The following is a 25,254-nucleotide window of genomic DNA, read 5'->3' on the forward strand; positions in this document are numbered from 1 at the left end:
GCGGCGCTAGACCTTGGTCTAAGGAAGGACGGCTAGGGCGCATCCTGAAGCGGCGCGTCATGCAGACGCTGGCGGCGCTCGGCGGCGTAAGCGACCAGCCACAGGGCCATCGACCAGGCGGCGCCCACGCTCCAGCCCGCAAACACGTCCGACGCCCAGTGCGCGCCCAGGTAGATTCGCGTCAGCCCGATCAGAAGGGCGATCACCACCGCGCAGCCCAGAACGTAGGCCTTCAGCCGCTTGCGCGGAAAGGCGCGGGTCAGCATGACGCCCAGCGTCAGGTAGAAGACGGTCGACAGCAGGGCGTGGCCCGAGGGGAAGCTGGCGTTCAGCGTCTCCACCGCCTGATAGATCTGCGGCGGCCGCTCGCGCTCGAACAGGGCCTTCAGCCCCTCGCTCAGGGCCACCCCGCCGGCCAGGCCGACGATCAGCATGAGGGCCGACAGCCGCTTGCCCATGATCAGCAGGAAGCCGATGGCGATGACGGCGAACAGGGTCAGAACGGATATGCCGCCGAGCGACGTCAGGTCCGCCGCCCCCTCGTGCAGCCACCACGGCCCCCAGGGCCGACCCGGATCATCGGCGAAGGGTCGGACCGCCGCCAGCACGGCCTGATCGAAGGCCTGGCCGTCCGCCTCGCGCATGTCGTCGGCCACCTCGATGAAGATCAACACCCCCAGGGCGACCACCAGCATGGCGGCCACAGCGGCGATTTCTGTGCGGGCGACCCGCAGGGCGCGCGTCAGGAAGGCGGTGGGATGCGGAGCCATGGGGCGCTAACGGCCAAGCTGTTGCGACGTTCCCTTTCAGGCCTCGCAGAAATCGACGACGGTTCGGTGAAAAATGTGATCACCCCCAATTCCTGAGTCATTTCCACAGGGTGTGATCAGCCGCCCACCGATTCGTCAGAAAAGCTCCCGTCAAGAGCTTTACCTGCGGTTAGGGATATGCACCCATATATCTAGCCGAACACCGGCGAGCAGCCACTAGATGTAGTGTCTCAAACCGGTACGGCCTTCTAATCGATTTGTTCGGGACAGGGATGAAAATGGCTGGCGGCGAAGCTCTGCAGACGACGGAATTCTCTACGGTTTCCTCGGCGCCGCCGGAGGCCAAGCCTCAACTGACGGTGGTCGGCGGTCTGAAACTGGACCGCACGCGCGACGCCCTTCTGACCGATTTCGGCAAGAAGACCCTGGAAGACCGCTACCTGCTGCCGGGCGAAAGCTATCAGGACATGTTCGCCCGCGTCGCCACGGCCTACGCCGACGACGCCGAGCACGCCCAGCGCGTCTATGACTACATGTCCAAGCTGTGGTTCATGCCGGCGACGCCGGTGCTGTCGAACGGCGGCGCGGATCGCGGCCTGCCGATCTCCTGCTTCCTGAATTCGGTCAACGACAGCCTGGACGGCATCCAGAACGTCTGGAACGAGAACGTCTCCCTGGCCTCGAACGGCGGCGGCATCGGCACCTACTGGGGCGGCGTCCGCTCCATCGGCGAGAAGGTCAAGGGCGCGGGCCAGACCTCGGGCATCATCCCCTTCATCCGCGTAATGGATTCGCTGACCCTGGCGATTTCTCAAGGCTCGCTGCGTCGCGGCTCGGCCGCCGTCTATCTGGACATCCACCACCCGGAAATCGAGGAGTTCCTCGAGATCCGCAAGCCGTCGGGCGACTTCAACCGCCGCTCGCTGAACCTGCACCACGGCATCAACATCACCGACGCCTTCATGGAGGCGGTCCGCGAAGGCAAGCCCTTCGACCTGATCTCTCCCAAGAACGGCGAGGTCCGCAAAACCGTCGACGCCCGCAACCTGTGGACCAAGATCCTGGAAATCCGGATGCAGACGGGCGAGCCCTATCTGATCTTCTCGGACACGGTGAACCGGCAGATGCCGCAGCACCAGAAGGACCTGGGCCTGTCGGTCAAGCAGTCCAACCTGTGCTCTGAAATCATGCTGCACACGGGCCTGGATCATAAGGGCGTCGAGCGCACCGCCGTCTGCTGCCTGTCGTCGGTCAACGCCGAGACCTTCCTGGAGTGGCGCGAAGAGCCCCGCTTCATCGAGGACATCATGCGTTTCCTCGACAATGTGCTCGAAGATTTCATCACCCGCGCCCCGTCGTCGATGGCCGCCGCCGTCTATTCGGCCCAGCGCGAGCGTTCGGTGGGTCTGGGCCTGATGGGCTTCCACTCCTTCCTGCAGTCGCAGGGCGTGGCCTTTGAATCGGCCATGGCCAAGAGCTGGAACATGCGCCTGTTCAAGCACCTGCGCCGCGAGGCCGACAAGGCCAGCCGCACCCTGGCCGAGGAAAAGGGCCCCTGCCCCGACGCCGCCGATCGCGGCGTGATGGAGCGGTTCAGCCACAAGCTGGCCATCGCCCCGACCGCCTCGATCTCGATCATCTGCGGCGGCACGTCGGCAGGGATCGAGCCGATCCCTGCCAACATCTACACCCACAAAACCCTGTCGGGCTCGTTCGCGGTCAAGAACCCCTATTTGCAGGATCTGCTGGGCGAGAAGGGCATCGACACCGAAGCCGTCTGGTCCTCGATCCTTGAGCACGAAGGTTCGGTTCAGCACCTGGACGCCCTGAGCGACGACGAGAAGGCCATCTATAAGACCGCCTTCGAACTGGATCAGCGCTGGGTCATCGAACTGGCCGCAGACCGCACCGGCGACATCTGCCAGGCGCAGTCGCTGAACCTGTTCATCCCCGGCGACGTCAACAAGTGGGACCTGCACATGCTGCACTGGTCGGCGTGGGAGCGGGGCCTGAAGTCCCTCTACTACCTGCGCTCCAAGTCGGTGCAGCGCGCCGCCTTCGCCGGCGCCGAGGACAAGAAGGAAGAAGAGATCGATCCGAACCAGCCGGACCTCTTCTCCATCGCCCGCACCGACTACGACGAGTGCCTGGCCTGCCAGTAAGGCGGCCCGCAAGGTCATCGCCATCGCCTTCAAGCCGCCCGCGGGAACCCTCTCCGGGCGGCTTCGTTCGTCTGACAAGGATTAAGGCGTAAAAGAGTCCGTTGCGGTTCCCTGGCGTTCGTGCACAGTGGAGGCGTTAACGGATCGGGAGGGACCGTTGATGCGACCGATGGCATGGGCAGGATGGATGATCGCGGCGGTCGCCCCGACGACCGTCTTCGCCATGCCCCAGACCATGGCCGAAGGCTCCGTCGCCGTTCGTGGCGGCGACGCCGTCCGGTTCGAGGACGCCGCGGCTCGGCTGGACAGCCGCCTGCCCTTCTCGACCGAACCTGACGCCGCCTTCGGCGCCCCGGTGCAGTTCAACGATGTCGCCCGACTGAGCGCCGATGAGGGCGAGCTGCGCCAGGAAGCCTGGTTCGCCGGGGACGGCTTCACCGACCGGTTGCGCATCGTCACCACGGGCGAACTGCGCCGCGCCGACGGCGCGCCTCTGCCGCCGCGCGCCCTCGACCCGGCCGCCTTCTCGGGCGAAAGCTACGACGTCACCTATACGCGCGGCTGGACGGCGGCGAAGGGCCGCACGGCCTCGGGGCTGGAAGTGTCGCTGACGCCCCACGCCGGCTTCGGGGTCGGCAGCGACGGCCCCTCGGCCGAGGCGGGCGCCACCCTGCGTATCGGCGAGGGCCTGGACCGCCTGGCCCCCAACGGCGACGAGGCCTTCGGCGAGCGCCCGCGCTGGTATCTGTACGCGGCAGGCTCCAAGCGGGCGGTCGGCTACAATTTCGCGCGCACGCGCGACGGCGACTTCGCGCGTTCGGGCGTCAGCCAGGACGCCGGCGCCTATCTCGGCGACGCCTCCATCGGCGTGGCCTATCGCCGAGGCGCAGTGCAAAGCTCCTTCGGCGTCGTCTATCGCGAGATCGAGGCCAAGGGCCTGCGCGGCTATCAGGGCATCAACACGGACGTGTCGGAAGGCCTGGTGGCCTTCCAACTGACGATCCGCCCCCGCGAGTAGGCTCGCCGCCCTACTGCGTCCGCGCCACGCCTTCGCGGCGGCTGTCGGCGGCTCCGTCCCAGCGCCCGTTCCGCCACAAGCCCCCATGCAGGCCGGAGGTTTCGGTCGTGTTGGGTTGCAAGGCGACGCCGCGCGCCGCCATGCCTTCGCGCACGGCCTCGGGGAAGCCCTCGGTGTCGGCGCCGAAGCCGTCCCCCTTGGCCACCAGGTTCGGCAGGTCGAACGCTTGCTGCAGCGGCAGCCCCCAGGCCAGGGCGCCGATCAGCGCCTTGGCGTTATAGGCCAGGATGGACGAACCGCCCGGCGAGCCCAGCGCCCCGATCAACCGCCCTTCGCGATCCAGGATCAAGGCCGGCGACATGGACGAACGCGGCCGCTTGCCCGCCGCCACGGCGTTGGCCGCCGGCGTGCCGTCCGACGCCGTGGGGACCAGGGAGAAGTCGGTCAGCTGATTGTTCAGAAAGAAACCGCCCGCCATCCGACCCGAGCCGAACAGGCTCTCGACGGTCGTGGTCATGCTGACGGCATTCCCCTGGGCGTCCACCACGACCAGATGCGACGTCCCCGCCGGTTCGCGCGTGGCGTCCGCGCCGACGTTCGGCGCCCCGGCCGGAACGCCATAGGGCGCCGCGTCGCGAAGGCCCGGCGCCAGGGCCGCCCGCTCGGCCACATAGGCCGGGTCCAGCAGCCCCGCCACCGGCACGGAGACAAAGGCGGGATCGCCGAAATAGCGGTCGCGGTCGGCGTACATCAGCCGCTGAAGCTGGCCGAAGGCGGCCCAGGCCTCCGGGCTGTCCGGCCCCTTGTCGATGTCCGGCGTCCGCTCGGCCATAGCCAACAGCTCCAGGATGGAGGCCCCGCTGGACGGCGGCGGCGGCACGCAGATGGTGTAGATCTTGTAAGGCCCGCAAACGGCCTCGCGCACCACGGGGCGATAGCCGGCGAGGTCGGCGGCGCTCAGGGCGCCGGGACGCGGCCCCTCATGCACCGCCTCGACGATGGCCTCGGCCAGCGGGCCCTGCTGCAGGGCGGCCGCGCCCTCGCGCGCGATGCGGCGAACCGTCTCGGCGTAAGCCTGGTTCCGCAGGGTATCGCCCGCCTGATAGCGCGCGCCGTCCGGCTTGGTGAAATACTCCCTCGCCCAGCGAGTCTTCGCCTGAGGCGCGTCGCCGTTAATCATGCCGGCCAGGCGCGGGCTGACGACGAAGCCGTCCTGCGCCAGCGTCTCGGCGTCGCCGAACAGCTCGGACCAGGCCAGGGCGCCGTGCTGCTTCTGGGCCAGGGCCAGCATGGGCATCACGCCCGGCGCCCCGGTCGAGCGCCCGCTCAGAACCGCATCGACAAAGGCCAGAGGCTTGCCGTGCTCATAGAAGAGCTCGGGCGTGGCGGCGGCCGGCGCCGTCTCGCGCCCGTCATAGACGGTGACGGCGCCGTTCTGGGCGTCATAGACCATCATGAAGGCGCCACCGCCCAGGCCCGACGACTGCGGCTCGGTCAAACCCAGCACCGCCTGGATCGCCACCGCCGCATCCACGGCCGAACCGCCGCGCGCCAGCACCTTCATCCCCGCCTCGACCGCCAGGGGATTGGCCGCCGACACGAACGGCCCCCTGGCGACGGACGCCTGGGTTGCGGCCGGGCTCTCGACCGGAGCCGGCGCCACCCCGGCCTGGACATGCTCGGCCGTCGTCGTGCATCCGGTCAGCATCAGGACCGCCAAGGCCGTCCCCGCTGCGAGAGACGAAATCCTGCGCGCAGGACGCAGACGGGAGAAGGACAAGGCGCGCACTCAAGCACTCCGGCACGTTTGAGGGAGGCTTTATGCCTAGGCCCGCAGCCCCCCGAGGCCAACCCCGCATTTTCTCAAGATTTTCTGAGAAAACCTGCTTGCCAGCGCCAGAACGACCCGCTAGATACCCGGCCCTGCCCGCAAGGCGGTGCGCACCCGTAGCTCAGCTGGATAGAGCACCAGACTACGAATCTGGGGGTCAGGAGTTCGAATCTCTTCGGGTGCGCCATCTTCCTTTAAATGCTCAAGGCCTGTTCGTCGTGGCGCTATCGAGCGTGGAATCCGATCAGGCGCGGTCATTCTTCATCAGGCAGCCATGGTTCTCCTGGCGCGATGCTGCGTTCCGACAGGATCTCCAGGTCCAGCCTTGAGTCGACCCCGCTGTCTTCGCTGCTTATCTTTCGGATGACGGCGGACCCCAGAACCTTCCCATGCACGACCCTTATGACGGGCAGGTCGGGATCGGGGGATGACTGATAGACTCTTGGAGCTTCGCGCGGAGCCAGAGCCATTTCATCTGTGATCCTGGCGTGGTGGTTCGCCATGAACCACGCTTTCGACGTCTCATTATAGATGAAGGGCGACCGAGAGGCGTTCATCTGTCGAGCCAGACCCAGCCAGCGGCTGAGCCCGGATCTTTCCGAAGGCGCGGTTATGAAAACGCGGACCAGATCGCCTGCGCGAGCTTGAACCGACGCTGCGAACCAGAAGGATTGCTTCATGCCGTCGCACACACGCAAAGAGTCATGATGGCGCTCCTGCCTTGGAAGGTCTCAAGCGGAAAGGGAAGTCTAGAGGCGCCGAATGGCGGCCTGCACAAACGAGTCGCCAGCATTCACAAAGCCGCCTGTTTCGCCTCTGGCTTTCGCCTCAAGACAGAGTTCCAGCGCTTCTCGCCGCCTCTCGGTTGCGACTAGGGTGGTGATGATGCTGGCCAGAATGGCGGGCTGATGCTCCCAAGCCTTGCGGCATTCGGCCTCGAACCAGGCCAGAGACGGCGGAGTACCGGCTCCCAGAAGCTCGCCGGCCATGGTCAGGGCCGTCGTCGCCGTATCACTCGCATCAGCCGCTTCGGCCACGTCAGCGGACACCATTTCCAGCGCGGGGCATGTCCAGGCCCCGAGAGCGCGAAAAGATAAGGGCTTATCCTTGTTCTCGGGAAATCCGCAGATGTCCCAAAAAATGGGATCAATCGCCATGGGCTTGGTTGAGACAATCAGGGAAGTTTGCTGCGACAGCAGGCTCGCTTCAAGGTGACTGGTGACGAACCATTGGTTTACTTCCTTAAACAGGATTCCCTGAACGCCCCTCCATCCGAAATCCTTCCCGAGATTTTGAAACGCCCGCTCCAGTTCACGCGCATAGGGGCGGCGTTGTTTTGGCGAGGCAACTACAGCAAGCTGAGCGTGAACCTTTGTCATCATGACGCATCTCAACCGGTCTCCAGTCGCAGATGTAGCAATGCGACCCTTGTCAGAATGGTTTTAAGCTTTCTCGACAATGGAAGTGAATATTTAGAGTCCGCTTTAAAACGTCTTGATGATGTTTTTGTATCAGCTCCCGGCGGCGACAGGCGAGCGAATAGCTTCTAGCAAACGCCTCAGCGTGTTCCGAGATATAGGGAGAGATGGCGCACCCGACAGGATTCGAACCTGTGACCTCTGCCTTCGGAGGGCAGCACTCTATCCAGCTGAGCTACGGGTGCGTGCGCGGCGTTGAGGCCGGACGGCGGTGCTTACAGCATGGGCGAGGCGGTCTCAATCCCGAATCTGGCCGCGCCTTCCTTCTTGGCGCGGGGGCTCCGTCGGCCTAGCGTCGCGGATCGGGAAGAGGGAATTTCCATGCGCGCCATCACCTTCGCCGCCCTGGCCGGCGCTGTCGTTGTTCTGACCGGCTGCGCCGCGTTCCAGAAACAGGACGCCGACAGTCTGGACGACGTGGCGCGCGACTATGTCGCCCTGACGCTGGAGATCGGCGAGCGAGAGCCGGGCTATGTCGACGCCTATTACGGACCGGCCGAGTGGGCCGAAGCGGCCAAGGCCAATCCGCGCGCCCTGCCCCAACTGGCCGAAGGCGCGGCGGACCTGGCCCGACGCCTCGAGACGCTGCCGGAGCGGGGACTGGACGCCCAGAGCCGCCAGCGCCGCGCCTATCTCAAGGCCCATGTCTCGGCGGCCTCGGCGCGGCTGCGGATGCTGCAGGGCGAAACGCTGGGCTTCGCCGACGAGGCCGAGGCCCTGTTCGGCGTGCGGCCGGAACTGCGGCCGCTGTCGTCCTATGATCCGGTGCTGGCGCGCATCGACGCCATGGTCCCCGGCGAGGGACCTCTGGCCGAGCGGGTCGCCGCCTTCCGCGCCCGCTATGTGATCCCCAAGGACCGGCTGGATACGGTGATGCGCGCCGCCATCAAGGAGTGCAAGGCGCGCACCGAGCGTCATATCACCCTGCCTGCCGGCGAGACCTTCACGCTGGAGTTCGTCAACGACAAGCCGTGGTCCGGCTATAACTGGTTCAAGGGCGGCGGCTTCAGCCTGATCCAGGTGAACACCGACCTGCCCATCTATATCGACCGGGCGGTCGATCTGGGCTGTCACGAAGGCTACCCCGGCCACCACGTCTATAACGCCCTGCTGGAGCAGACCTTCGTCAAGGACAAGGGCTGGTTCGAGATGAGCGTCTATCCGCTGTTCAGCCCCATGTCCTTCATCGCCGAGGGCAGCGCCAACTACGGCATCGACCTGGCCTTCCCCGGCCATGAGCGCACCGAGTTCGAGGCGCGCGTCCTCTATCCGCTGGCGGGGCTGGACCCGGCGACGGCCGAGGCGCAGACGCAGCTACTGGCCCTGACGCGGGAGCTGGCGCGGGCGGAATACACGGTGGCCGACGACTATCTGGCCGGGCGCATCGACCGAGAGACGGCGCTGGACCAGTTGCAGAAATACAACCTCGTCGCGCGCGACCGGGCGGCGCAGCGGCTGAGCTTCATCGAGACCTACCGCTCCTATGTCATCAACTACGGCCTGGGCCGCGACATGGTGCAGGCCTGGGTCGAGCGGCAGGGGCCGAACCACTGGAAGACGACGGAGCGTCTGCTGGCCAGCCAGACCCTTCCGGTCGACCTCGACTGACGCGGTTCGCAACCGCAGCGGGTCGGCGGCGTTAAGGCCAAGGTTCAAATTTCAGAGGGGCTATCACCCATGCGTATCCGCACCCTGACCATCGCCGCCGCCTCGGTCCTGGCGCTCGGCGCCGCCGCCTGCACCCAGGCCGAGCAGAACAAGGCCGAGGCCAACGCCGATGCCGCCGGCGACAAGGCCGCCGACGTCGCCGCCCAGACGGGCGAAGTCGTCGAATCCGGCGCCATGAAGGCCGCTCAGGCGGTCGAGGAAGGCGCCGGCAAGGTCGCCGACAAGCTGGAAGACAAACAGGCCCAGGCCGCCGCCGAAGGCCGACCCGGCGCCGTCGACCCGGCCACCGACCAGCGCGTCCCGGCCAAGAACTGATCCAATCCCTTCTCCCCTTGTGGGAGAAGGGTCACTGGTCTGCCAAAAGGTCGTCGATCAGCGCCCGAGCCTCTGGACTGGCCCAGTCAGCCTCGCCGACCAGGACGGCGCGAACCTGCCCCTGGCGATCCAGCACCATCGTCTGGGGCATGGCGCCCTTGCCCGGGAATTCGAAGGCCAGCTGGAACTTCGGGTCGATGTAGAACTGCAGCGGCGCATGGTCGGCGATGAAGGCGCGCGCCTCGTCAGCCGTCTTTTCCGCGTCCATGCTGATGGCCGCCACGGCGAAGTCGTCGCGTTCCTTATAGTGATCGGCCAGCGCGGCCAGGGTCGGCATCTCGATCCGGCACGGCGCGCACCAGGTGGCCCACAGGTTCACCACGGTCACCTTGCCCGCGAAATCGGCGAAGCGGACCTCCCGTCCGGCCGCGTCACGGAAGGCGTAGTCGGTGGCCGGGGCGGGCGGCGGCGCCTGCAGGCGGGCGAGGGAGCCCCGCGCATACGCGATCAGGCGGGTGCTCGGCTGTTTCGATGCAGCCGCAACGGGCGCCGAGTCTTTGCGCCCCTTATGATGATTGACGTATAGCAACGCCGCGCCCACGCCGATCACGCTGATCAGGGCGAACGTCGCCACGCCCGCCCAAGTCCGTCCAGAGCCGCTCATGTCTGATACGCCTTCCAAACCACAGTCTGACAATTCCCCTTCGAAGGGGTCTGAGGGGCAGTCTCTATGGGGCGGGCGCTTCAGCGCCAAGCCCGCCGACATCATGCAGGCCATCAACGTCTCCATCGGCGTCGACAAACGCCTGTGGGCGCAGGACCTGGCCGGTTCGCGGGCCCATTGTCGCATGCTGGAGAAGCAGGGCATCATCGCCGCTGCGGACGCGCAGGCCATTCTGGGCGGGCTGGACGTCATCGAGGGCGAGATCAAGGACGGGACCTTCCCCTTCCGTGACGCCTATGAAGACATCCACATGAACGTCGAGGCCCGCCTGTCGGAGCTGATCGGCGAGCCTTCGGGGCGCCTGCACACGGCGCGCAGCCGCAACGATCAGGTGGCGACGGACTTCCGCCTGTGGGTGCGCGACGCCTGCGACCGCACCGTGGCGCAACTGACGGACCTGCAGCGGACCCTGCTGGACCGGGCGGAACAGCACGCGGGCGACCTGATGCCGGGCTTCACCCATCTGCAGACGGCCCAGCCGGTGACCTTCGGCCACCACCTGATGGCCTATGTCGAGATGTTCGGTCGCGACGCGGGCCGCTTCGCCGACGCTCGCGCGCGCATGAACGAGAACCCGCTGGGCGCCGCCGCCCTGGCCGGATCGCCCTTCCCCATCGACCGTCACATGACGGCGCAGGCGCTGGGCTTCGACCGCCCGATGGCGAACTCGCTGGACGCCGTGTCGGATCGCGATTTTGCGCTGGAAAGCCTGGCCGCCGCCTCGATCGCGGCGGGCCACCTGTCGCGTCTGGCCGAAGAGATCGTGGTGTGGATGACGCCGATGTTCGGCTTCGCCACCCTGCCCGACGACCTGACGACCGGCTCGTCCATCATGCCGCAGAAGCGCAACCCCGACGCGGCCGAGCTGGTGCGCGCCAAGACGGGCCGCATCAACGGCGCCCTGATCGCCCTGACCACGGTGATGAAAGGTCTGCCGCTGGCCTATTCCAAGGACATGCAGGAGGACAAGCCGCCGGTGTTCGAGGCCTTCGACGCGCTGGATCTGGCGCTGACGGCCATGACCGCCATGGTCGCCGTGATCCGCCCCAATACCGAAAAGATGGCCGCCGCCGCCGGCGCGGGCTTCTCGACGGCCACCGACCTGGCCGACTGGCTGGTGCGCGAACTGAACCTGCCCTTCCGCCAGGCGCACCACGTCACCGGCGCCGCCGTGAAGCGGGCCGAGGCGCTGGGCCTGGGTCTGGGCGAATTGCCGCTGAGCGAATTGCAGGCTCTGGATGGCCGGATCACCGAAGGCGTGTATGAAGTGCTGACGCCCGAAGCCTCCTGCGCCAGCCGCCAGAGCTTCGGCGGCACGGCGCCGGAACAGGTCCGCGCGCGCATCGCCGACTGGAGAAGCCGCCTGTGAAGAAGACCCTGATCCTGGCGGGCGCCGCCGCCCTTCTCCTGGCCGGTTGCGGCCGCATGGCCGACCTGGAGCCGCCTCAGGGCGCCACGCCGAAGAAGCAGACCGAGCGCGCCATCCGCGACCGCTCGGCCGAGCACCTGCCGGAACCGGCGATGCAGAACCTGCCGCCGCGCCAGATGCCGATCGACAACGGCACGTCCGACCCGTTCGGCAAGCCGCCGCCGATGAACTGAGCCTTCGCGCTCCTCTCTCTGACTGGACTCCCCGCCGGTGCACTATTTCGACCTCAAGGACGGCGTCCTGCATGCCGAGGGCGTCTCTCTGGAGACGCTGGCGGCCAGCGTCGGCACGCCGACCTATGTCTATTCCTCGGCCACCCTGCGCCGCCACTACGGCCTGCTGCGCGAGGCTTGCGACGCGCACAAGAGCGCGCTGGGCGAGGCTCTGATCGCCTTCGCAGTCAAGGCCAACTCCAACCTGTCCGTGCTGGCGACGCTGGCCAAACTCGGCTGCGGCGCCGACACCGTGTCCGAAGGCGAGATCCGCCGCGCCCTGGCTGTCGGCATTCCGGGCGAACGCATCATCTTCTCAGGCGTGGGCAAGACCGACGCCGAACTGGCCTTCGCCATCGAGCAGGGCGTGCGCCAGATCAACGTCGAGTCCTCGGCCGAACTGGACCGGCTGATCGCCGTCGCCGCCGAGAAGTCGGCGTCTCCAGCCATCGCCATTCGGGTCAATCCGAAGATCGGCGCAGGCGGCCACGCCAAGATCACCACCGGCGGCGCCGGCGACAAGTTCGGCGTGCCGGTCGAGGAGGCGATGGCGCTGTACGCTCGCGCCTCCGCCGCGCCCCACGTCACGCCGGTGGGGCTGGCCTGCCACATCGGCAGCCAGATCACCGACCTCGCCCCGCTGGAGGCCGCCTTCCGCGTGTTGCGCCAAATGACGGAAGACCTGCGCGCCGAGGGGCACAGCGTCACCCGCCTCGACCTCGGCGGCGGACTGGGCGTGCCCTATTACGGCGAGGCGGCGACGCCCGCTCCGGCCGAATACGTCGCCATGGCCGCGCGCGTGCTGGATGGCCTGAACGTCGAGGCCGCCTTCGAGCCCGGCCGCCTGATGGCCGCCAATGCGGGCGTGCTGCTGAGCCGCGTCATCCAGGTCAATGAACGGACGGACGGCCGCCGCTTCCTGGTCCTGGACGCGGCGATGAACGATCTGATGCGCCCGGCCCTCTATGACGCCTTCCACGACCTGAAGCCGGTCCGTCCGGTCGCAGGCGAGGCGCTGCCTTACGACGTCGTCGGACCGGTCTGCGAGACGGGGGACACCTTCGCGCGCGACCGCGACCTGCCGCCGTTGAAGGCGGGCGACCTGGTCGTCTTCATGAGCGCCGGAGCCTATGGCGCGGTCATGAGCGGCGAATACAACACCCGTCCCCTGGCCGCCGAAGCTCTCGTCGACGGCGACCGCAGCGCGGTCATCCGCCCGCGTCCGACCTATGACGAGATGTTCGCCCGCGAGCCGATGGCGGACTGGCTGCAGACCTAGTCCAGAGCGCAGATGTCCGGCAGGCCGCGCAGGCCGCCCGCGTGGTCCAGGCCGTAGCCGACTAGGAAACGGTTCGGCGCCTCCCAGCCAACGAAGTCGGGCTCGGGCGCGCGGGGCTTGGGCCAGGGCTTGCGAGCAAAGACGCAGGTCAGCACCTCGGCGGCGCCCGCCTCGCGCGTGATCCGCACGGCTTCCGCCAGCGACAGGCCGGTGTCGAAGACATCGTCCAGGATCAGCACCTTCCGCCCTTCCAGCGAGCGCTGATAGGGCGCGCGGACCTCGATACGGCCGCGGCTGGTCTGTTCGTCGCCGTAGGAGGCCAGCCACAGGGCGTCGAAGCGGACATTTCTGCCTTCGCGCGCCAGGGCTCGGGTCAGGTCGGCGGCGAACCACAGGCCGCCGGTCAGCAGGACAGAGGCTACCGTCTCGTCATCGACATGGGGGGCGATGCGGCGCGCCAGATCGGCCACGACGGCCTCGATCTCGGCCTGGGACAGAAGAACCGTGGGGGCGGGCGTCGGTCGGGTGTCAGCCATGCCCCGGCGATACCCTTTTCGCACGGCCGGAGTCGAGAGGCGAAGCGGCTGGACGAAGGTCGAGGGGCTCAGCGGCGCAGGCCGCCGTCCTCGCGCACGGCGCTATCGGCCGCAGTCCTTGCGCGCGAGGTCGCAGAAGCCGACCCGGATGGCGCCTTGGCGGCGGGCCCGGGCGCTTGCTCGAGCAGATAGTCGACGCTCAACTTCGCCACCCGGCCTTGCGGATCGGGAATGACGACAGCGAAGCCCTGAACCTTCCCGGGCAGGATGGGCGGTCCGTCCAGGCGCACGATGCGGCGCGTCACCTCGACGCCCCCAGCATCCTTGAGGACGACCACCAGCGGCGGCGGGACGATTTCAATGTCGCGGATGTTGCGGAGCGCGCCCGAAACCAGGGTGCGGCCAGGGTCGTGCGGCGTGGTGCGGCCTCGCAGCGCCTCGACCTCAAGACCGACCGTGTTCACGTCCAGCCCCAGCGACCTGTAGACCCCCGCCGCCGACGGAAAGGCGCGGGCGATCTCCTCGCGGAACAGGACGGCCCCGGTCAGCAGGCCCAGCGCCACGGCCGCCGCCGCCGCCCAGGCCGCCCCGGCCGCCGCCGCCTGACGCACGCGACGCTTGCGCTCGGCCTTGGCGCGGAAGGCGCGCGGCAGTTCCGGCGCCGGGGTCTCGGCGAAGGTGTCGTAGCGGGGCGCGGCCTCCACCTCCTCGGTGGGGGCGGCTTCCGGCTCCAGTTCGAGAGGGGCGTCCTCAAGGGTCGCGCGCCAGTCGTGGCCGCACGCCTTGCAGCGCACGCGACGGCCGTTCGGACCGATCGCCTCGTCGGGAACGAAATAGCTAGTGGCGCAGGCGGGGCAGGTCAGTATCATGTCAGCTGACTGCGAGGCTTATCGCCCCCTCCTGTCGCGGCGCAACGCCCCGGTCCAATACGAAACTCGATGCCCGATCCGATCCGCCGCGCCGCCGACCCTGATTCCGCGCCTGACGCCGTCCGCCTCAGGGGCGTGGGCTTCGGCTATGCGGGCAGGCCCGCCGTGCTGCGGGACGTTAACCTTACTCTGCCAAACGGCTCTTTCCACTTCCTTACCGGACCCTCGGGCGCGGGCAAGTCCTCGCTGTTGCGGCTGCTGACGCTGGCCGCCCGACCGCAGGCGGGGCGAATCAGCCTGTTCGGCCAGGACGTGACCCAGTTGCCCCGACGCGAGGTTCCGGCGCTTCGCCGTCGCATGGGCGTCATCTTCCAGGACTTCCGCCTGCTGGATCATCTGTCGGCCTTCGACAATGCGGCCCTGCCGCTGCGTCTGGCGGGCGAGCGTCCCGCCGAATACGCCGCCGACGTGCAGGAAATGCTGCGCTGGGTCGGCTTGGGCGGGCGGCTGGACGCCCTGCCGCCGACGCTGTCAGGCGGTGAGAAGCAGCGGCTGGCCATCGCCCGCGCCGTGGTGGCGCGGCCGCGCCTGATCCTGGCCGACGAACCGACCGGCAGCGTCGACCGGCCGATGGGCGAGAAGCTGATGCGGCTGTTCCAGTCCCTGAACAGGCTGGGCGCCACGATCCTGATCGCCAGCCATGACGAGGCCTTGGCCGCGCGCAGCGGCGCCGCCGTGCTGCGGCTGGAAGGCGGGCGGCTGGAGCAGATCGCGCCCGCCGTCGCCCCGACCGCATCGGAGGATCAGACATGATCGGCCGCTTCGGCAGCGCCCAACCCGAACTTCTGCCGCGCGAGGCGGGCGGCGAGCGCTGGCTGATCGTGGTCATCGCCGTGCTGTGCTTCCTGGCCTCGATCGCCGCCGTCGGCGCCCTGGCCGCCGACCGGGCCGCGCACGGCTGGGCGCGTCAGCTGCGGGCCGAGGCGACCGTGCAGGTGCGGCCGCGCGTCGACGAGACCGGCCCCGCCGCCGCCGCCCGCGCCGCCGAGACCCTGGCCGGGGTCGACGGCGTGGCCGAGGCCCAGGCGATGGACCGCAAGGCCGCAGAGGCCCTGCTGCGTCCCTGGGTAGGTGAGGCGGCCCTGCCCGACCTGCCCCTGCCCTATCTGGTCATCGTCCATCTGGACCCGAAAGCGCCCGCCAGCGCGCCCAGCCTGAGCCGCGCCCTGGCCGAGGCCGGACTGGACGCCACCGTCGACGACCACAGCCTGTGGCGCGGCGAAGTCGAGCGTTCGGCGGGCCTGATCACGGCCCTGGCGGGGGCGGCCTTCCTGCTGATCGCGGCGGCGACGGCGGCGGCCATCGCCTACGCCACCCGCGCGGGCATGGCGGCCCAGGCGGCGGTGATCGAGACCTTGAGCCTGAACGGCGCCTCGGACGGCGCTGTCGCCTCCCTGTTCCAGAAGCGTTTCGGCCTGCTGGCCGCCGGGGCGGGGGCGGCGGGCGCCGGACTGGCGGCGCTGATGCTGGCCGCGCTGCGTCTGATCGGCGGCGAAGGCGGATTGACGCCGGCCCTGCCGCTGGCCTGGCCGGACCTGCTGACGCTGGCCGCCTGTCCCCTGCTGGCGGGGGCGGTCGCGGTGCTGGCCGCACGCCTGACGGCGCTGGCGAAGCTGGGCGGGCGTCGCTAGTTAGTTAGGCATGAAGTTCCTGACGCTGATCGCCGTGGTGGCGCTGATGTGGCTGACGGGCCTGTTCGTCTTCGCCGAACGGGTGCGAGGACTGACGCCTGCGCCCGAGCCGGCGCGGGCCGACGCCATCGTCTCCCTGACCGGCCCCTCGGCCGAGCGGGTCAACGCCGCCGTCCGTCTGCTGGAGCAGGGCAAGGGCGACCGCCTGCTGATCTCGGGCGTCAACCGCGAGGTTCGCCGCAAGGAGCTGCGCGCCCTGACGCCGGGGTCGAAGAAGCTGTTCAACTGCTGCGTCGACCTGGGCTTCGAGGCTGAGAACACCGTCGGCAACGCCCAGGAGATCGCCGCCTGGGCGCGGTCCAAGGGCTATGACGACCTGATCGTCGTGACCTCCGACTATCATATGCCGCGCAGCCTGATGGAGATTCGCGGGGCCGCGCCCGGCGTGCGGCTGACGCCCTACGCCGTCTCCACGCCGTCGCTGGATACGCCGTCCTGGTGGCGCGCCACCGAGACCGCCCGGCGCATGACGCTGGAATACATGAAATACCTGGCCGTTCTCGGCCGCGAAGGGATGCATCGCCTGACCGGCCGCCACCCCGAGCGGCCCGCCGAAACGACCGCTCCGCAGCCCGTCGCTCCCTAACTCTTCGCCCGTCCCCTTCGCCAAGGCCGCCGCATGACGACCGTTCGATCCCTGCTCTTCACCCTGTGGCTGTATCTGTCGATGCCGCTGTTCGCGGTCCTCCTGTCGCCGGCGTTGCTGATGCCGCACAAGGCGGCCATGGGGGTGATCAAGCTGTGGGCGCGCTTCGTCCTGCTCGGCCTGCGCTGGATCGCGGGAATCAAGGTTGAGGTGCGCGGGCTGGAGCATCGCCCGACCGGCCCGGCTCTGATCGCCGCCAAGCATCAGGGAATGCTGGACGTGGTCGCGCCCTTCGCCTTTCTGGACGATCCGTGCTTCGTCCTGAAGAAGGAGCTGATGCCCCTGCCCTTCTTCGGCTGGTTCGCCTGGAAGACGAAGATGATCGCCGTCGACCGCGCCGCCCACGCCAAGGCGCTGAAGGACATGGTGCGCCAGACCCGCGCCCGTCTGGCCGACGACCGCCAGATCCTGATCTTCCCCGAAGGCACCCGCACGGCGCCCGGCGAGCCGGCGGACTACAAGCCGGGCGTGGCCGCCATCTATCGCGACGTGGACGCGCCCTGCTGGCCGGTCGCCACCAACTCGGGCGTCCATTGGCCGGCGCATGGCTTCAAACGTTATCCGGGCACGGTCGTTTTCGAATTCCTGCCGCCTATTCCGGCCGGGCTGAAGCGCGCCGAGTTCATGAAGCAGTTGGAGAGCCGGATCGAAGGCGCCTCGATCGCCTTGTTGCCGCCCCAAACCTAGGCTTTGCAGGACGGGCCCCTATATCATCAGTTGTTGACCTGGGACCCGCTCATGATTTTCCGCTCCACCGTCCGCCTCGCGCTCCTGACCGCCGCCTTCGCCGGCCTGCCCGCCGCAGCCCTGGCGCAGTCGCAGCCGTTCCAGCCGGTCGAGGCGCCGCAGACGTGGAAGGTCGATGTCGGCGGCGGCTTCGTGCGCGGCTTCAGCGTGTCGGGCGACAAGGCCGAAGACTTCAACTTCACCGCCTGGGGCTCGGCCTCCTATCGCGACATCGTCTACGCCAACGGCTTGGACGGCCTGGGCTGGAACGCCATCAAGCGCGACGGCTTCCATGCGGGCGTCCAGCTTCGCCCTCGTTTCGCGGCAGGCGATATCGACGGCATGGACCGGCCGGACCTGGGCGCCGATGCGGCGCTCTACGCCTTCAAGCGCCTGCCGGGGAACATCGTGGTCGGCGGCCGCATCCAGCATGACGCCACGGGCGACGACGCCGGACTGGAATACTACGGCTCGGTCAGCCACCAGCGCGTGACGCCCATCGGCCTGTTGCAGACCATGGCCTATATGCGCGGCGGCAGCGACGAGCGGGTCCAGCGCTATTACGGCGTCACCGCCCAGGAGGCGGCCAACACCGACTACGCCGCCTTCACGCCTTCGGGCGGCCTGTCGGCGGCGGGCGCGGCGGCCTTGCTGGCCGTGCCGATCGGCGACCGCTACGGCGTCGGCGCCTTCTTCAACTACGAACAGCGCCTGGGCGACATCAAGGACAGCCCCCTGATCGAGGACGACCATGTCTGGCGCGCAGGCGTGATCGGCGTGGTCCGCTTCAACAGCGGCGACTGAGGCGTCAGCCCGCCGCGAACTCGCTGAGCGCGTCGATGACGGCGCGGTTCTGATCCTCGGTCCCGACCGTCACCCGCAGGCAGTCCGGCAGGCCATAGCTGGCCACGCCGCGCACGATGATCCCCCTGGACTGCAGATAGTCCTGCGCCGCCGAGGCCGGGCGCTTCGCATCCGGGAAGCGGATCAGGATGAAGTTGCCCGAGGCCGGGAACACCTCGAAGCCGAAGCCCTTGACGGCCTGGATCAGGCGCGGCCGCCACTCGGCCACCAGGTCGCGCGAGGCCTTCTGGTGCGCTTCGTCGCCCAACGCCGCGATGGCCGCCTCGATCCCCGGCAGGGAGACGTTGAACGGCAGGCGGATGCGGTCGATGGCCTGTTCCACCGCCAGCGGCGCATAGCCGAAGCCGACGCGCAGGCCCCCCAGGCCGTGCAGCTTGGAGAAGGTGCGGGTGACGACGATGTTGGGCGCCGTGCGCGCCAGGTCGAAGGCGCTTTCCCAGTCCGGCTCGGTCACGAACTCGGCATAGGCTTCGTCGATCACCAGGATGACGTGGGGCGGCAGGCCCGCGTGCAGGCGACGGATCTCCTCGCCCGTGGCGAAGCTGCCCGTCGGATTGGCCGGGTTCGACAGATAGACCAGCTTGGTCCGCTCATCGACCAGGCCCAGCATGGCGTCGACATCGGCGCGGAAGTCCGGCTCAGCCGCCTGCTTGACTTCGGCCTGACAGGCGCGGGCCGAGATCTGATAAGCGACGAAGGCGTACTGGCTGGTGACGATGTTGTCGCCGGCCTCCAGATAGGTCTGGTTCAGCAGGGCGAAGACCTCGTCCGAGCCGTTGCCGAAGATCAGCCGTTCCGGCTCCAGCCCATGCGCCTCAGCCACCGCCGCGCGCAGTCGGTCGGCCCGGCCGTCGGGATAGAGGTGGATCGAGGCGACGGCGGCGGCGAAGGCCTCGCGCGCCTTTTCGCCCGCGCCCAGGGCGTTTTCGTTGGAGGACAGCTTGATCGGCTTGGCCACCCCGGCGATGGCGCTCTTGCCGCCGACATAGGGGGCGATGTCCAGCACGCCGCTCTTGGGTTGAGGCGATCCCTCGGGGGCGTTCGCTTCGGTCATGCGCGGGTCATCCTGTCGGCCGCTGGGTTTCAGAAGACGGGAGCGGCGCCGATGACGCCGGTCAGGCCGCCGGGCGCGCCGTCCAGCCTGATGTCTTCCGCCTGCACATAGCCCGTCAGGACGAACAGCTTCAACCCGCCTCCGCCCGACAGAAATTCAGCCGCCAGGCCCGCCTGGCCCAGGGCCTCGACGATGCGGGCGTCCGGCCAACCGCTGTCCGTGACCCAGAAGGTGCGGTCGTCGCCGGTCGGCCCCGGCGCCTCGGTCCCGACCATCAGGGCGCGCGGCGCCCCGGCGGCGTCATCCGGCAAGGCGGCGATGACCTTCAGCATGGGCAGGGCCAGCAGCCGCCCCCACCACGGCCGCGCCGACAGATCGATCAGGGCGCGCGTCTTCTTCGCCGCCCCGTCGCGCACGGCGATCAGGGCCTGATCGGCCTCGGCCATCGGCCGCGCCGCCAGCCCCCAGCGGTCAGCCGCCAGCATCTGCGACAACGATCCGCAGGCGATCAACGGCCGTCCGTCGGCCGCCTCCAGCCGTCCCAGCACGGCGCGCACCGCCGCTTTTTCCGACAGGCTCGCGCCTTGCAGAACCGCGCGCAGTGCGATGGCGTCGCCGTCGACCGAGCCGCGCGGCCCCGCCGCCAGCCGGGCGCGAGCGGCCTCGACCACGGCGCGTTCCAGCGACAGGCGCGCTTCGTCGGCGGGCGGCTCGATCAGCATCAGAACAGCTGCGGCGCGGGCGCCAGGGCGAACGGCCCCAGATAGGTGCGGCCGCCGCGGAACAGGATGGCCAGCTCCACGCCCTGACCGTCGTCGCCGGTCCCGCCCTGCGGCGTGGCGGCGGCGGCCCTGGCGGCGGCGGCGCGGTCCAGCGCCCCGCCCTGCTGGGCGCCCGCCAGGCCGACAATGGCCGCCAGCGGCTTCTCGGCGCGCACGAAGACCTCGCCTTCCAGCCGGCCCTTGCCGTCCGCCGACAGGGCGTCGCTGGAGACGAAGGCCTTGCTCTCGCCGGCCTGCAGCTGGCCCTTCACGTCGATGAAGCGGCCGCCCGCCGCCGTCCAGGCGGTCAGCAGCCCCTTGGCGTCCGCGCCCTTGCGCAGGGCCGAGGCCTTTTCGATCACCGCCTCGATCTGCGCGTTCAACATCCCCGACTGGGTGAAGCCTTCGACCGGGCCGTTCGGGCGGCCCTCGCCGTCGACCAGACGGAACAGCACGTCCACATCATCGGTCGGCGTGTCCGAGCCGACCAGGTGCGGCCGCATGTAGAACTGCACCAGACGCGCCTGCTTCAGCGGGAAGGGCTCGGCGTCCGGCAGGGCGGTGAAGACCGGCTTCTCCAGCTCCAGCGCCACATTGGGCCAGCGCTGCGTCAGGCCGTGCACGCTCATGCGGATGCCCTCGGCGCGGATGGCGGTCTTGCCCTTCTCTGCGCGCGTGACGGTCAGGCCGTCCGGCGCCGCCAGCACCCAGCGCGTAGGATTGTAGGCGTTGGCCTGGGCGATCATCTCCGGCGCCGCGATCGCATGACCGGACGGGGCGACGACGTCCAGATGCTTGATCGTCACCCGCGCGTGCATCGGCCAGCCGGTGGTGGATATCCCGGCATGCTGGATGGTCCAGCCGCCCTCCTGCAGCCCGGCGATCTTGGCCTCCATGCGCCGCTCGATCTGCTGGGTCAGGAAGAACCACCAGCCGGTCCACAGGACCAGGCCCACGGCGACGATGGCGAAGGGGATGATCAAGCCCTTACGGCTGTGATGCGGGACGGCGTCGGTCATGAGCGCGCTTTAGCAGGATGAGCGGCTGCTGACACGTCCTGTCAGCAGGAACAGGCCAGGCTGCCGCCCGTTCGAATCGCAATCTGACAGGAGACGAGGACCATGGAGACGCAGCAGCTTCATCGCGGCCGGCTGATCGACCATCTGCAACTGGTGACGCCGGACCTGGAGGCCAGCCGCCGCTTCTACGGCGCTGTGCTGGAGGCCCTGGGCGTGCCGATCGGCGGCGAAGCCGAACGCTTCTTCTGGGCCGACGAACTGTTCGTCTCGGCGGTGGACAGCATCGCCGCGCAGGGCCGGCCGACGGGCCGCTGCCACCTGGCCTTCCAGGCGAAGGACCGCGCCATGGTCGAAGCCTTCCACAAGGCGGGGCTGGCGGCGGGCGGAACCGACAACGGCGCGCCGGGCGAGCGGCCCTATCACCCCGGCTACTACGCCGCCTTCCTGCTCGACCCGGACGGCAACAACATCGAGGCGGTGTTCCACGGCGAGGCCGAGCGTTCCGCCGACAGCGTGGTCGTGACGTTCGAGAGCTAGGCCGGTCAGGCCGTCAGGTCCGCCCACGTCGCCGTGCAGGCGCGCGCCGCCTCGTCCGGCGCCAGCTCCAGCAGCAGGCCGCGCTGGCCGCCGTTGATCAGCACCCGGTCGAACAGGATCGCCGTCTCGTCGATGAAGGTCGGGACGGCCTTCCTCTGGCCGAAGGGGCTGACGCCGCCGACCTTGAAGCCGGTCAGGCGCTCGGCGTCGGCGGGCTTCATCATCTGGGCCGACTTGCCCCTGGCGGCGGCGGCCAGCTTCTTCATGCTGACCTCGCAGTCGGACGGCACGACGACGCAGACGGGCTTGCCGTCCACCACTGTCATAAGCGTCTTGAACACCTGCTCGGGCGCCCAGCCCAGGGCCTCGGCCGCCTGCAGGCCCACGCGCGGCGCTTCGGGGTCGTAATCGTAGGGATGCAGTTCGAAAGCGACGCCGGCGTTGGTCAGGGCGACAGTGGCGGAGGTGGTCTTGGACATGGGCCTTGGGTCAGTTTGAAGCGCAGCGCTTTGAATAACCGACAGAGCGATCATGCGCAGGCCCCTTTTCTTTCGTCATCCTCCGGCGCCCCTCGCGAAAGCGAGGGAGAGCGGGGGACCTAGCGGCGCCCGGAGGGCGAAAACCCGCGCGCAGCGCCCGCAGCAAAGATCGCCTTCGGCGCCGCTGGGTCCCCCGGTCAGCGCCGCTGCGCGGCTTGCCGGAGGATGACGAAAGAAGAGGGAGCGGAGGCTTCAGCCCGTTTCCGCCAGGAAGCCCTTGGTCAACTCCACCGTCTCGGCCAGGCCCAGGCGCAGCACCTCCGTCCCCGGCGGCAAGGCGGCGAACAGGCGCGTCGGGCAGGCGGCGTCCAGCATGACGAAGACGCCCCGATCGTCTGCGCGGCGGATCAGACGGCCGAACGCCTGAGCGATCCGCCCGCGCGCCAGGGCGTCGTCCCACGAACGCCCGCCCGAGCCCGTGCCGAACCGCTCGCGTCGCGCCTTGTGCAGCAGGTCCGGACGCGGCCACGGCACCCGGTCGAAGGCCAGAACGCGCAAGGACCGCCCCGGCACGTCCACCCCGTCCCTGACCGCATCGGTGCCCAGCAGGCAGCTGTCGCGCTCGGCCCTGAAGACATCGACCAGCGCTCCGACCTCCAGCGGATCGACGTGCTGGGCGTAGAGCGGCAGGCCCGCCCGCGCCAGCTCCGGCCCCAGCCGCTCATAGACCGCCTTCAGCCGCCGGATGGCGGTGAACAGGCCCAAGCCTCCGCCGCCCGCCGCCAGGAACAGTTCGCGCATCGCCGCCGCGATCTGGCGCGGGTCGTCCTTGACCAGGTCGTTGACGACGATGATTCGGCTGTTGGTCGCATAGTCGAAGGGGCTGTCGACCTTCAGCGTCCGCGCCGGTTCGATCAGGCGGGCCGCCCCGGTCCGCAGACGGGCCAGGTCGAACGGGTCTTCCGCCGCCGGATCGGACAGGGTGGCGCTGGTCACCAGCACCCCATGCGAGGGCATGACCACCGCCGCCTCCAGCGGCACGGTGGGGTCGATCCAGTGGCGGCGCAGGGCCACGTCGTGGATGCGGCCGAAAGCGGCTTCCGCCGACAACCAGTCGACATAATCAGGGTCCGGTTCATCGCCGCCCTCCTCCAGCGCCGCCAGCATGGAGCGCCAGCCCGGCAGGGTCATGCGCGCGCGCCGGTCCAGCCCGCGCAGCGACCCCTCGATGCGGGCGCGGGCGGCGCCGTCCAGTTCGGCCGCCTCCTCGTCCAGAATGTCCTCGAGATGGCGCGACAGGGCCAGCAGGGGCGCCTCGACGGCGGCGATGGCGCGGGCGGCCTCGCGCGCGGCTTCCAGCACCGGCTCGGTGACGGGGCGCAGGGCGCACTCCAGCCCGAACTCGGCGCCGCCGGTCTCGGCCGCGCGGGCGCGCAGCTGCTCCAGCGCCGCGACCAGAAACCGCTCGATGGGCCCGATCGGGTTCACCTCGCCAGACGCCGGAGCGATGCGGCCCGACACCCCCTCGCCGGGCAGTTGCGCGGCGGCCTGCAGCGCGTCCTTCAGGGCCTTGGACGCGGCGTCGTTGTCGGCAGTCAGGTCGCCGAGCCGTTGCTCCAGCCCGCGTCCGCGACGGCCGCGCCCCTCGGGCCCTCTGATCCAGCGGCGCAGTTCGGCCGCCTCCTGCCCCGACAGACACGCTGAGAAGGCGCTGTCGGCGGCGTCGAACAGGTGGTGGCCCTCGTCGAAGACGATGCGTTTCAGCGCCGCCGTTTCGCCGTCCTGCTTCAGACCGCGGGCGGTGCGGGCGCCGTCGAAGGCCGCCTGCGTCATCACCAGCGCATGATTGGCCACCACCAGATCGGCCCGACGGCTGGCCCGAATGGTCTTTTCAACGAAGCACAGGCGATAGTGGGGACAGGCGGCGTGAACGCATTCTCCGCGTCGGTCGACCAGATTGGCCGGGCCCGCCTGATGCAGGGGCGCGGTGGCATAGAGGCCGGGCAGCCAGCCGGGATAGTCGCCGCCGGTCATGTCGCCGTCGCGGGTATGGGCGGCCCAGCGCGCGGCCAGAGCCATGCCGATCAGGTCGCCGTTCCCCAGTTGCGCCGCCTGCACCATGTCCTGAAGATTCAGCAGGCACAGGTAGTTCTCGCGCCCCTTGCGGACCACCGTCTTGCGCCTCCGCTCTGCCTCGTCGGGCCACAGGGCGCGGCTTTCGCGGTCGATCTGGCGTTGCAGGGCGCGGGTGTAGGTCGAGATCCACGCCGCCCCGACGTTGCGTTCGGCCCACAGGCTGGCGGGCGCCAGATAGCCCATGGTCTTGCCCGTGCCGGTCCCCGCCTCGGCCAGCAGGACGCGCGGACGGCCCTCTTCGTTGCGCGGCGAAAAGGCATAGGCGGCCTCGGCCGCATAGTCGGATTGGGCGGGCCGCGTCTCGTCCAGACCCGAGGCCTGAAGCAGCTTGTCCAGACGGATGCGGGCGCTCTCGGAATCGACCGGGGCGGACCCGGCCTCGCCGCGCGGCGCCTCGTCCTCCCACTCCTGCAGGCGAGCCCAGACGTCGAGGCCCGAGCCGCGCTGCTGGCGGCTGCGCAACGGCCCGGCGCGCAGGGCCTGAAGCACCCGCGACGCCCAACCCCAGCCTGCGCGCTCCAGCGTCAGGGCCAGCGTGTAGGCCTCCTCCCGTCCCGGGTAGGCGGGCGCGGCCAGTTCGGCCAGCAGGTCGGCGGCGGCGGCGCGCAGGGCGGCGGCCTGAGCCTCCGCCCCCCTCGGCTCTTCCCGCCCCAGCGCCAGGGCCAGCCCGGTGGCCGACGGGGCGCAGAACCGGGCGGGGCGCACGAAGGCGAACAGCTCCAGCGCGTCCAGCATCTCGGCCGAGCGCGGCGGCGGCGCCAGACCCAGCCGCCGCGCCGTCAGCCCGGCGTGGGCTACGATGACGTCGCCGCCCGTGAACAGGCCCTCAGCGGCGCCGCGCCCGATCTTGCGCGCGCCCTGATCGTCGCACACGGCGCCGGCTCCCGGCGGCGTAGCCAACGCGGGCGGCAGGTCGAACGTCAGCGACGACGCGGTGCTGATCTCGGCGGATTCGACAGTCACCCTCATTAGATAGCGCCAGAGGTGACG

25 protein-coding genes and 2 tRNA genes are annotated in these 25,254 nt (G+C 69.3%); 14 read left to right on the top strand and 13 right to left on the bottom strand.

From position 1 onward, the window contains the following. Positions 1-32 precede the first annotated feature (32 nt). Positions 33-770, bottom strand: a complete 738-nt coding sequence (locus V8J38_RS15575; RefSeq protein WP_338577024.1) for a phosphatase PAP2 family protein — start codon at positions 768-770, stop codon at positions 33-35. A 272-nt stretch (positions 771-1,042) separates the two neighbouring features. Between V8J38_RS15575 and V8J38_RS15580 the strand changes: the two genes are divergently transcribed. Beyond that, positions 1,043-2,932, top strand: coding sequence for a ribonucleoside-diphosphate reductase subunit alpha (locus V8J38_RS15580; RefSeq protein ID WP_291782926.1), 1,890 nt, complete (start codon positions 1,043-1,045; stop codon positions 2,930-2,932). Positions 2,933-3,092: 160 nt separating this feature from the next. Beyond that, the gene (locus V8J38_RS15585; protein ID WP_338577025.1) at positions 3,093-3,950 is read left to right on the top strand and encodes a lipid A-modifier LpxR family protein; all 858 of its coding nucleotides are present in this window, start codon (positions 3,093-3,095) and stop codon (positions 3,948-3,950) included. 10 nt (positions 3,951-3,960) lie between these two features. On the opposite strand, the gene V8J38_RS15590 is transcribed toward V8J38_RS15585, so the two are convergent. Next, positions 3,961-5,658, bottom strand: a complete 1,698-nt coding sequence (locus V8J38_RS15590) for a gamma-glutamyltransferase family protein (RefSeq protein ID WP_338577026.1) — start codon at positions 5,656-5,658, stop codon at positions 3,961-3,963. Between the two features lie 233 nt (positions 5,659-5,891). On the opposite strand from V8J38_RS15590, the gene V8J38_RS15595 reads away from it, so the two are divergent. Then, positions 5,892-5,968: transfer RNA gene (locus V8J38_RS15595), tRNA-Arg, on the top strand. Between the two features lie 67 nt (positions 5,969-6,035). Here the strand turns inward: V8J38_RS15595 and V8J38_RS15600 are convergent. From V8J38_RS15600 to V8J38_RS15610, 3 genes are all read right to left on the bottom strand, one after another. Next, positions 6,036-6,461, bottom strand: a complete 426-nt coding sequence (locus tag V8J38_RS15600) for a hypothetical protein (RefSeq protein ID WP_338577027.1) — start codon at positions 6,459-6,461, stop codon at positions 6,036-6,038. A 69-nt stretch (positions 6,462-6,530) separates the two neighbouring features. Then, positions 6,531-7,163, bottom strand: coding sequence for a hypothetical protein (locus V8J38_RS15605; protein ID WP_338577028.1), 633 nt, complete (start codon positions 7,161-7,163; stop codon positions 6,531-6,533). A gap of 204 nt (positions 7,164-7,367) precedes the next feature. Then, a tRNA-Arg gene (locus V8J38_RS15610) sits at positions 7,368-7,444 on the bottom strand. Between the two features lie 136 nt (positions 7,445-7,580). Between V8J38_RS15610 and V8J38_RS15615 the strand changes: the two genes are divergently transcribed. Together V8J38_RS15615 and V8J38_RS15620 are read left to right on the top strand one after the other, a co-directional pair. After that, a complete protein-coding gene (locus V8J38_RS15615) occupies positions 7,581-8,867 on the top strand; it encodes a hypothetical protein (RefSeq protein ID WP_338577030.1) in 1,287 nt (428 codons plus the stop codon). A 69-nt stretch (positions 8,868-8,936) separates the two neighbouring features. Continuing rightward, positions 8,937-9,242, top strand: a complete 306-nt coding sequence (locus tag V8J38_RS15620) for a hypothetical protein (RefSeq protein ID WP_338577032.1) — start codon at positions 8,937-8,939, stop codon at positions 9,240-9,242. A gap of 31 nt (positions 9,243-9,273) precedes the next feature. On the opposite strand, the gene V8J38_RS15625 is transcribed toward V8J38_RS15620, so the two are convergent. Further along, complete coding sequence (locus V8J38_RS15625; protein ID WP_291782909.1) at positions 9,274-9,906, bottom strand: TlpA family protein disulfide reductase; 633 nt, start codon at positions 9,904-9,906, stop codon at positions 9,274-9,276. Between V8J38_RS15625 and argH the strand changes: the two genes are divergently transcribed. From argH to lysA, 3 genes are read left to right on the top strand one after another with little or no spacing between them, the layout of a single operon-like run. Further along, positions 9,905-11,335, top strand: a complete 1,431-nt coding sequence (argH, locus tag V8J38_RS15630; RefSeq protein ID WP_338577034.1) for an argininosuccinate lyase — start codon at positions 9,905-9,907, stop codon at positions 11,333-11,335. The two genes, V8J38_RS15625 and argH, sit on opposite strands and share 2 nt — an antisense overlap. Next, complete coding sequence (gene lptM / locus V8J38_RS15635) at positions 11,332-11,568, top strand: LPS translocon maturation chaperone LptM (protein WP_338577036.1); 237 nt, start codon at positions 11,332-11,334, stop codon at positions 11,566-11,568. The genes argH and lptM overlap by 4 nt, the downstream gene beginning before the upstream one ends. A gap of 37 nt (positions 11,569-11,605) precedes the next feature. After that, entirely contained in the window at positions 11,606-12,886 is a 1,281-nt protein-coding gene (lysA, locus tag V8J38_RS15640; RefSeq protein WP_338577038.1) for a diaminopimelate decarboxylase, read from the top strand. Here lysA and V8J38_RS15645 read toward each other — a convergent pair. Together V8J38_RS15645 and V8J38_RS15650 are read right to left on the bottom strand one after the other, a co-directional pair. After that, complete coding sequence (locus V8J38_RS15645; protein WP_291782898.1) at positions 12,883-13,422, bottom strand: phosphoribosyltransferase; 540 nt, start codon at positions 13,420-13,422, stop codon at positions 12,883-12,885. The two genes, lysA and V8J38_RS15645, sit on opposite strands and share 4 nt — an antisense overlap. Positions 13,423-13,490: 68 nt before the next feature. Beyond that, positions 13,491-14,291 carry an MJ0042-type zinc finger domain-containing protein gene (locus V8J38_RS15650; protein ID WP_291782894.1) on the bottom strand — a complete coding sequence of 267 codons (801 nt, stop codon included), beginning with the start codon at positions 14,289-14,291 and terminating at the stop codon, positions 13,491-13,493. A 69-nt stretch (positions 14,292-14,360) separates the two neighbouring features. Between V8J38_RS15650 and V8J38_RS15655 the strand changes: the two genes are divergently transcribed. The 5 genes from V8J38_RS15655 to V8J38_RS15675 are packed head-to-tail and all read left to right on the top strand — an operon-like array spanning position 14,361 to position 18,218. Beyond that, positions 14,361-15,104, top strand: coding sequence for a cell division ATP-binding protein FtsE (locus V8J38_RS15655; protein ID WP_291782891.1), 744 nt, complete (start codon positions 14,361-14,363; stop codon positions 15,102-15,104). Next, positions 15,101-15,982: a cell division protein FtsX gene (locus tag V8J38_RS15660; protein ID WP_291782888.1), complete on the top strand. Its 882-nt coding sequence runs from the start codon at positions 15,101-15,103 to the stop codon at positions 15,980-15,982. Before V8J38_RS15655 ends, V8J38_RS15660 begins: the two co-directional genes overlap by 4 nt. 10 nt (positions 15,983-15,992) lie before the next feature. Next, positions 15,993-16,628 (top strand): YdcF family protein, encoded by a 636-nt coding sequence (locus tag V8J38_RS15665; protein ID WP_312220843.1) that lies wholly within the window; start codon positions 15,993-15,995, stop codon positions 16,626-16,628. Between the two features lie 33 nt (positions 16,629-16,661). After that, positions 16,662-17,375 (top strand): lysophospholipid acyltransferase family protein, encoded by a 714-nt coding sequence (locus tag V8J38_RS15670; protein WP_338577042.1) that lies wholly within the window; start codon positions 16,662-16,664, stop codon positions 17,373-17,375. 51 nt (positions 17,376-17,426) lie between these two features. Continuing rightward, on the top strand, positions 17,427-18,218 hold the full coding sequence (locus V8J38_RS15675) for a MipA/OmpV family protein (protein ID WP_291782880.1): 792 nt from the start codon (positions 17,427-17,429) through the stop codon (positions 18,216-18,218). A gap of 4 nt (positions 18,219-18,222) precedes the next feature. Here V8J38_RS15675 and hisC read toward each other — a convergent pair whose 3' ends face one another. Genes hisC through V8J38_RS15690 form a run of 3 tightly spaced genes read right to left on the bottom strand, consistent with a single transcriptional unit; the run spans position 18,223 to position 21,112 of the window. Beyond that, the gene (hisC, locus tag V8J38_RS15680) at positions 18,223-19,332 is read right to left on the bottom strand and encodes a histidinol-phosphate transaminase (RefSeq protein WP_338577045.1); all 1,110 of its coding nucleotides are present in this window, start codon (positions 19,330-19,332) and stop codon (positions 18,223-18,225) included. A 29-nt stretch (positions 19,333-19,361) separates the two neighbouring features. Further along, on the bottom strand, positions 19,362-20,054 hold the full coding sequence (locus V8J38_RS15685; RefSeq protein ID WP_338577047.1) for a hypothetical protein: 693 nt from the start codon (positions 20,052-20,054) through the stop codon (positions 19,362-19,364). Then, positions 20,054-21,112, bottom strand: coding sequence for a DUF2125 domain-containing protein (locus V8J38_RS15690; RefSeq protein ID WP_291782872.1), 1,059 nt, complete (start codon positions 21,110-21,112; stop codon positions 20,054-20,056). Before V8J38_RS15690 ends, V8J38_RS15685 begins: the two co-directional genes overlap by 1 nt. A 102-nt stretch (positions 21,113-21,214) precedes the next feature. On the opposite strand from V8J38_RS15690, the gene V8J38_RS15695 reads away from it, so the two are divergent. Then, on the top strand, positions 21,215-21,649 hold the full coding sequence (locus V8J38_RS15695; protein ID WP_003166237.1) for a VOC family protein: 435 nt from the start codon (positions 21,215-21,217) through the stop codon (positions 21,647-21,649). Positions 21,650-21,654: 5 nt separating this feature from the next. Here V8J38_RS15695 and ybaK read toward each other — a convergent pair whose 3' ends face one another. After that, positions 21,655-22,128, bottom strand: coding sequence for a Cys-tRNA(Pro) deacylase (gene ybaK, locus V8J38_RS15700; RefSeq protein ID WP_291782870.1), 474 nt, complete (start codon positions 22,126-22,128; stop codon positions 21,655-21,657). Positions 22,129-22,380: 252 nt separating this feature from the next. After that, complete coding sequence (locus V8J38_RS15705) at positions 22,381-25,233, bottom strand: ATP-dependent DNA helicase (RefSeq protein ID WP_338577053.1); 2,853 nt, start codon at positions 25,231-25,233, stop codon at positions 22,381-22,383. Between the last annotated feature and the right edge of the window lie 21 nt (positions 25,234-25,254).

Source organism: Brevundimonas olei (assembly GCF_037055245.1).
In the GTDB taxonomy this organism is placed as follows: domain Bacteria; phylum Pseudomonadota; class Alphaproteobacteria; order Caulobacterales; family Caulobacteraceae; genus Brevundimonas; species Brevundimonas olei.